The organism is Bacillota bacterium (assembly GCA_030705925.1).
Lineage (GTDB): Bacteria > Bacillota > Clostridia > Oscillospirales > Feifaniaceae > JAUZPM01.
Window position 1 is genome coordinate 1 of the sequence record JAUZPM010000089.1, and the last position, 7,249, is coordinate 7,249.

General features: G+C 41.1%; 9 protein-coding genes. 5 read left to right on the plus strand and 4 right to left on the minus strand.

Annotated features, from left to right (window positions below):
* The 5 genes from Q8865_10510 to groL form a co-directional block, all read left to right on the plus strand.
* Window positions 1–506, plus strand: a 506-nt coding sequence (locus Q8865_10510) for a hypothetical protein (GenBank protein ID MDP4153847.1), incomplete at its 5' end; no start/stop codon positions are given.
* Window positions 507–670: 164 nt separating this feature from the next.
* Window positions 671–1,798: a class I SAM-dependent RNA methyltransferase gene (locus Q8865_10515; protein MDP4153848.1), complete on the plus strand. Its 1,128-nt coding sequence runs from the start codon at window positions 671–673 to the stop codon at window positions 1,796–1,798.
* A gap of 23 nt (window positions 1,799–1,821) precedes the next feature.
* The gene (locus tag Q8865_10520; GenBank protein ID MDP4153849.1) at window positions 1,822–2,760 is read left to right on the plus strand and encodes a diacylglycerol kinase family lipid kinase; all 939 of its coding nucleotides are present in this window, start codon (window positions 1,822–1,824) and stop codon (window positions 2,758–2,760) included.
* 148 nt (window positions 2,761–2,908) lie between these two features.
* Window positions 2,909–3,181: a co-chaperone GroES gene (locus Q8865_10525; protein ID MDP4153850.1), complete on the plus strand. Its 273-nt coding sequence runs from the start codon at window positions 2,909–2,911 to the stop codon at window positions 3,179–3,181.
* Window positions 3,182–3,207: 26 nt separating this feature from the next.
* The gene (gene groL / locus Q8865_10530; protein ID MDP4153851.1) at window positions 3,208–4,851 is read left to right on the plus strand and encodes a chaperonin GroEL; all 1,644 of its coding nucleotides are present in this window, start codon (window positions 3,208–3,210) and stop codon (window positions 4,849–4,851) included.
* A gap of 53 nt (window positions 4,852–4,904) precedes the next feature.
* Here groL and Q8865_10535 read toward each other — a convergent pair whose 3' ends face one another.
* The 4 genes from Q8865_10535 to Q8865_10550 form a co-directional block, all read right to left on the minus strand.
* Window positions 4,905–5,600 (minus strand): hypothetical protein, encoded by a 696-nt coding sequence (locus Q8865_10535; protein MDP4153852.1) that lies wholly within the window; start codon window positions 5,598–5,600, stop codon window positions 4,905–4,907.
* Between the two features lie 123 nt (window positions 5,601–5,723).
* Complete coding sequence (locus Q8865_10540; protein MDP4153853.1) at window positions 5,724–6,074, minus strand: hypothetical protein; 351 nt, start codon at window positions 6,072–6,074, stop codon at window positions 5,724–5,726.
* 133 nt (window positions 6,075–6,207) lie between these two features.
* Complete coding sequence (locus Q8865_10545; protein MDP4153854.1) at window positions 6,208–6,816, minus strand: peptidylprolyl isomerase; 609 nt, start codon at window positions 6,814–6,816, stop codon at window positions 6,208–6,210.
* Between the two features lie 180 nt (window positions 6,817–6,996).
* On the minus strand, window positions 6,997–7,249 hold a 253-nt coding region (locus Q8865_10550), incomplete at its 5' end, for a hypothetical protein (protein ID MDP4153855.1).

The window sequence follows — 7,249 nt, forward strand, 5'->3', positions numbered from 1 at the left end:
AACGTGTAATGCAGAAACCTACGACTGATGCCACCACGGCAGCTAAAACAGCGCCGACATTTACAACTGAGTCAAAGACATATACCATAACATCGGATACAGTAATGAAAGAAACCGTAGTGGTTGGTAATAATGTCAGAATCAAACTGGCAGACGATAGCATAACAGCATCTGAGATAAATATCTGCAAAGACGGAATGGGAAAAGGCGGCTTCAAGGATAAAGGCGTTATGGGAACTGTAACGGCAATCACGTCAGACAGTATTACAGTTGACGAACGTGTAATGCAGAAACCTACGACTGATGCCACCACGGCAGCTAAAACAGCGCCGACATTTACAACGGAGTCAAAGACGTATACCATAACGTCAGACACAGTGATGAAAGAGACTGTAGCAGTCGGCGATAATGTCAGAATCAAACTGGCAGACGATAGCACAACAGCCAAGGAGATTGTCAAGGCTCTTGCTCCAAAATCAAGTTCAACTACCAGTGTGAATTCATAATTTCGCAATAAACATTAAGTTAAATCCCTGTACGGCTTTTGCAGTACAGGGATTTAGTATTTTTTACTTTTTATTTGGTTAAAATAGTGTAATAAAAAGCGACTTTTGATCAAGTATATGTTATACTGTTTGTGTTTTATATAAAAAATGAGTGGAGTTAAAAAATGGACTTAAAAAACATTGAATATGTTGTACCGTGCCTGTTTGGACTTGAAAGTACAGTTCGTGATGAACTTAAAGATATGGGAGAAGATGTTACTGAGGTTCGTGACGGCAGAGTTACCTTCAGGGGGGATCTTGCATCTCTTGCAAAAGCAAGCTTACGTCTTCGCTGCGGTGAGAGAATTTTGATCCGTCTTTCAACTTTTCAAGTATACAGTTTTGAGGATTTATATCAGGGAGTGAAGGCAATTCCTTGGGAAGACATAATTGGAAGCAAAGATGCTTTTCCAGTTACCGGTCACTGCCTTCGTTCACAATTGGCAAGCGTCCCGGATTGTCAGAAAATCATGAAGAAAGCAGTCGTAGATCGCCTTTCTGATGCATACGGATTAAAATGGTTTCCAGAGACAGGGATAAAATACGCATTATCGTTTTTAATTATGAAGGATTCCGCCGAAATAATGCTTGATACAAGCGGCGAGGGGCTGCATAAACGCGGATATCGGGAACAGGGAAGTGAGGCACCGTTAAAAGAAACATTAGCGGCAGCGATCGTTAAAACCAGCCGTTATCGCGGACGTGACGTGTTTGTTGACTTCATGTGCGGAAGCGGAACAATTCCAATAGAGGCTGCGATGATAGCTCAAAATATTGCGCCTGGCCTGCACAGAACGTTTGCATTTGAAGGGTTCAGTTTTTTTAAAAAAACTATTTTGCAGGATGAAAGACAGGCTGCCCTTGATTTAATTGAACATAAAGATATAAGAATCCTTGCAAGTGATATCGACCCAGAGATGACCAACCTGACAAAGCATAATGCCAGACTTGCAGGAGTTGATAAATATATAACTGTTTCAACTGCCGATATGCGCAACTTTTCTTCACAAGAGCAATACGGAACCATTGTATGCAATCCTCCTTACGGAGAAAGACTTATGGGGAAAGACGAAACCGCACAGTTATACAGAGATATGGGCCGTGTGACTTCGAAACTTCCTCAGTGGCGCTTTTATATAATCACGGCAGATGAATACTTTGAACGTTGCTTTGGCCGCCCAGCGGATAAAAAACGTAAATTATATAATGGAATGATAAAATGCGATTTATATCAATATTATAAAATAAAGTGATTTTCAAAGGGGTATGAAGGGGCATGAAACACGTATTTATTATAAACCCTGCGGCTGGCAAAAGAAATGCAGCGGAGTTTATAAAGGAGGAGGTCGGAAGACTGTTTCCAAGCAGCGGCAGTTATTCTATAGAGCTTACAAAAAAGCCGGGACACGCTGCCGAGATTGCTAAAAAGTATGCGGAAACGGGAGAACCGGTTCGCATTTATTCATGCGGCGGAGACGGAACGCTAAACGAAGTGCTCAACGGAATGTATCGGTATGAAAATGCAGAGCTGGCGGTTTTCCCAAGCGGTTCCGGAAATGACTTTATTAAGATGCTTGCAGGCAGGGCAGCAGTCAACCTGGAAAGTCTTGTACACGGCGTAGCTGAGAAAATTGATATTATCGAGTGTGAGGGTACAGCTGCAATAAACTGCGTTTCAGCAGGACTTGATGCCTCGGTCGCAAATGAAGTATCTAAATTCAAGCGGCTTCCTTTTATCAATGGCAGTACAGCTTACATACTTTCGGTATTAAGGTGCTTTTTATCACATATAGGCAGTAAACTTCAATTTGAACTTGACGGCGAGTTATATCCGCAGGATACATACCTGTTTGGCGTTGCTGCAAATGGGAGATATTACGGTGGAGGATTTATGCCGGCACCAAATGCTGACATGTATGACGGCATGCTCGATTTTGTCATGGTTAAAAAAGTTTCAAGGTTTCGCATGCTTACTATTATAGATGAATATAAAAAAGGCACTCACTTACACCATAACAATATCATATCGCTTGTAAGGTGCACTAGAGCGAGAATACTTTCAGATAAGCCTATTCAAATGAACCTTGATGGTGAAATAAGAACATTTCACAATCCTGAGATCCGTGTCCTGCCCTCAGCAGTCAGTATAATTAAGCCTTTGATACAGGCTAGCGTATTTGATGAGAGTAACGCTGTATTAGAGGGTAATTTTTAATAAATTGTTAAAATTAATACGTTTTTAAAAAAAGCCCCTTGATTTTTTATCCGGAGTGTTCTATTATAATAAAGCGGTTAGCACTCAAACACTTTGAGTGCTAAAATTTAAAAGTCAATATTTTATATAAAACAAAGGAGTGTTATGTATGAAACTCAAACCGCTTGCTGACAGGGTTGTCATCAAAATGATTGAAACTGAGGAGACTACTAAAAGCGGCATTATACTGGCTGCTTCGGCTAAAGAAAAGCCGCAGGTTGCAGAGGTAATAGCAGTAGGCCCCGGAACAAATGAAGTCACGATGCAGGTCTCGGTTGGCGATAAGGTTATCACAAGCAAGTACTCCGGCACTGAAGTTAAAGTCGATGATGTTGAGTACATTGTTGTGAAACAAGGCGACATTCTCGCGGTAGTTGAATAATTAAGCAGAAATAGGAGGAATGAATAATGGCTAAACAGATTGCTTATGGTGAAGATGCAAGAAAGTCTTTACAAAAAGGTATAGACAAACTTGCAGATACAGTGAAGATTACACTTGGGCCGAAGGGCAGAAACGTTGTTCTCGATAAAAAATACGGAGCTCCTTTAATAACTAACGATGGTGTTACTATAGCAAAGGAGATCGAACTTGAAGATCCTTTTGAAAATATGGGTGCCCAGCTCGTTAAAGAAGTTGCTGTTAAGACAAATGATGTTGCCGGAGACGGTACAACAACAGCTACCCTGCTTGCACAGGCAATTATACGTGAAGGCATGAAAAACGTCGCAGCAGGTGCAAACCCGATGGACGTTAAAAAGGGTATTGCAGTGGCAGTTGACACAGCTGTAAAGGCTGTTCAGGCTAATGCTAACAAAGTTGGCGGTTCAAAAGATATCGCTCGTGTTGCAACAGTTTCTGCTGGTGATGAAGTGATAGGCAATCTTATTGCAGAGGCTATGGATAAAGTTACAAGCGACGGGGTTATCACCGTTGAGGAAAGCAAAACCGCTGAGACCAGCTGTGAAGTGGTTGAAGGAATGCAGTTTGACCGTGGTTATATTTCACCTTATATGGTTACTGATACCGATAAGATGGAAGCAATCATTGACGATCCATATATACTCATAACTGATAAGAAGATTTCTTCTATTCAGGATATCCTTCCGCTGCTTGAGCAGATTGTTCAATCAGGCAAAAAGCTTGTAATAATCGCTGAAGACGTTGAAGGTGAAGCACTTACAACTATTCTGCTTAATAAACTGCGCGGTACATTCAACTGTGTCTGCGTAAAAGCTCCGGGCTTTGGCGACAGAAGAAAAGAAATGCTGCAGGATATCGCGGTCCTTACAGGCGGCGAGGTAATAAGCGAGGAACTCGGGCTTGATCTTAAGAGTGCAACAGTCGCACAGCTCGGCCGCGCAAAGCAGATCAAGGTTCAAAAGGAAAATACGATTATAGTAAGCGGCGCTGGTGACACAAATGCTATAAAAGCAAGAGTATCTCAGATAAAGGCTGCTATTGAAGTTACAACATCCGAATTCGATAAAGAGAAACTGCAGGAGCGCCTTGCAAAACTTGCTGGCGGTGTTGCCGTTGTCCGTGTCGGCGCTGCAACTGAGACAGAGATGAAAGAAAAGAAACTGCGTATCGAAGATGCTCTGGCTGCCACCAAGGCTGCTGTTGAAGAGGGTATCGTTGCAGGCGGCGGCACAGCGTTCATAAATTCTATGCCTGCCGTTACAGATCTCCTTAATAAAGTAACCGGCGACGTCAAGACCGGTGTTGCAATTGTTCTAAAAGCTCTTGAAGAGCCTGTCAGACAAATTGCCACAAACGCAGGACTTGAGGGCTCAGTTATTATTGAAAAGTTGCGTTCACAGAACAGCGTTACCTACGGTTTTGACGCTCAGAAAGAAGTTTACTGCGATATGCTGGAAGCTGGTATCGTTGATCCGGCTAAGGTTACAAGAAGTGCACTTCAGAATGCGTCTTCAGTTGCTGCAATGGTTCTTACTACAGAATCACTTGTTGCCGATAAGAAAGAAGATGCACAGGCTGCCGCCGCTGCTGCACAGGCTGCCGCCGCTGCACAAATGGGCGGAATGTATTAATAGAAGTTTAAAATTAATAGGACTGCAACTTTTATGTTGCAGTCCTTATTTTTTTAACTTAACTTTACAAGTGCACCTGAACCGATTTCATAAACAGTAAAATGCCCACCGCTAAATTCCAGCTTAAAATCCGGCGGAGCAGGCAAAGGATGTTTAAGAGCATTTTCTATCTGATTTTTGATTATATATTCGTTACCGCTTACGAATTTTTCAGTCTCAGCAATGTTAAATATCAAATCATCTGCTTCCAGTGTTGATATATAATCCAGCTCGGATTCTTCAATGTCCGTTTTAATTACACCCAGCAGGTTTGGCCATGTTCCTTTGATTGACTCTAAAACTTCTTCTTCAGTTAGGTTTTGGGCTAAATCAATTAAAAATACATAACTGTCCTTATCGGCAAAATACAGCTTTTTTTGCCCTACACGCACCTTTTTTATACCATGCTTAAAAAGCGGATTTGGTTCATCCATAATTAAGCCTTTAAATAGTTCCAGAATATCCGTTCCGCTTTCAAGATGCTTTTTAATATCTTGAATTATATTTTTATCTGATTGGGGCAATGAATCAAATTTGTCAAGCAGAACGTTGGAAAGTTGAACCTCGCAGGCACGATCCAATGGAAAAAAGCATTTAACCTCTTTAATGTACCGTGATGTAAGCATTAAAGTGCTTTCGTCATCATGAGAAAGCCCCATTACTGTTAAACGGTTTATTATAAATTCTCGAAAATCCTGTATAAAATCCATTATAGTCCTCCCTTTGCAAGTAATTATACCATATGTATGATTATTATCAAATACAAAACACAAAAACAAAAAAGCCGCCAAAAGGCAGCTTTTTTAACTTATAAAAACTATATTAATTAAGTACTACTCTAGGGATTTACAATCGCAATCTTCTTCAAGATCAAGGTTTTCGTCGCCAAAATGTCCGCAGGATACATAAGTTTCGCCTACATTTACCATAGCACCAAATTCTACTGGAACATCAACGCGGATTTTCTGACTTATTGTGAAATCACATGCACCGTTGACTTTTCCAAAACAATGATCACAGGATTGCTTAATTACAGGGTCTCCACAGCAATGTATAGAGATTGGACCTGTTACTGCATAAGGATGCGTTGAAACCGGCAGACAGATCTTTGCGATTTGGCTTCCAACAGCGGGACAGCATTGAGCTTTTTGTGGTGTTTTATCTTTTTCGATTAGTTCAGCCATCATTTTACCTCCTTCGGTTAAAGTCACTATTATTATATGAAGAGGAGTAAAATCTGTACCGAACTTAAGCCAATATTAATATTTAACATTTAGCTATTGCCTTAAACTTTAAATTGATAGATCAACTAATAAGTTAGTCTAACACTGTGACTTTTTTTATTATTACGTCCTTTTGAGGGACTGACATCTCACCATAACTGTTAGGACCAACTGGTGTATTGGCTATTGAATCAAGAGTATCCTCGCCCTCAATCATTTTGCCAAATGCGGCGTAGTCACCGTCAAGAGAACTAGCGGTACCATCCATAACAAAGAATTGACTGCTTGCAGAATTTTTATCTTTAGCTCGAGCCATCGATATAACGCCTTTGGTATGTTTTAACGTATTTTGAGAAAAACCGTTTGATGCAAATTCACCCTTTATTTTCTTCTTTGATCCACCGGAGCCGTTTCCGCTGGGATCGCCGCCCTGAATCATAAAGCCCTTCATGATTCTATGAAATTTGAGCCCGTCATAAAAACCAGACTTAGAAAGTTCAATAAAGTTTGCAACTGTTTGAGGAGCGTATTCAGGATATAATTCAAATACCATTTTCCCGCCGTCCTGCATTTCAATCTGTACTTTCGTGTGCTTCAAATTATCTTCTCCTTTTGTATTTTTGTTTGCTGAATTACTGCTGCAACCTACAAATAACATTGTAATTGTCAGTAAAGTCATTAGTAATATTGTTTTCATTTTCATTTTAGTTTTATTACTCCCTTATAAAACAAATAGATATTTATTTTATTATAATTTTCAAATTATTTCAACGTAAAATCGCTGAAATATTACAATAAGATGATTATATAAACCAAACATCACTTTTACAATAATCCAAAGATTAATTTTTTGTAAATTACCAATTAGTTTATCCCTGGCATATCATATACCGAAGGGGGTGAATGATATGCCGAGAAGGAGAAACTTACTATGCCTATTGTTACCAAACGCACCTTTTTGTAGAATAGGACCGCCGGGACCGCCGAGGCCGCCGGGACCGCCGAAGCCGCCGGGACCGCCGAAGCCGCCGGGACCGCCGAAGCCGCCGGGACCGCCGAAGCCGCCGGGACCACCCAGGCCGCCGGGACCGCCGAAGCCGCCGGGACCGCCGAAGCCGCCGGGACCACCAAGGCCG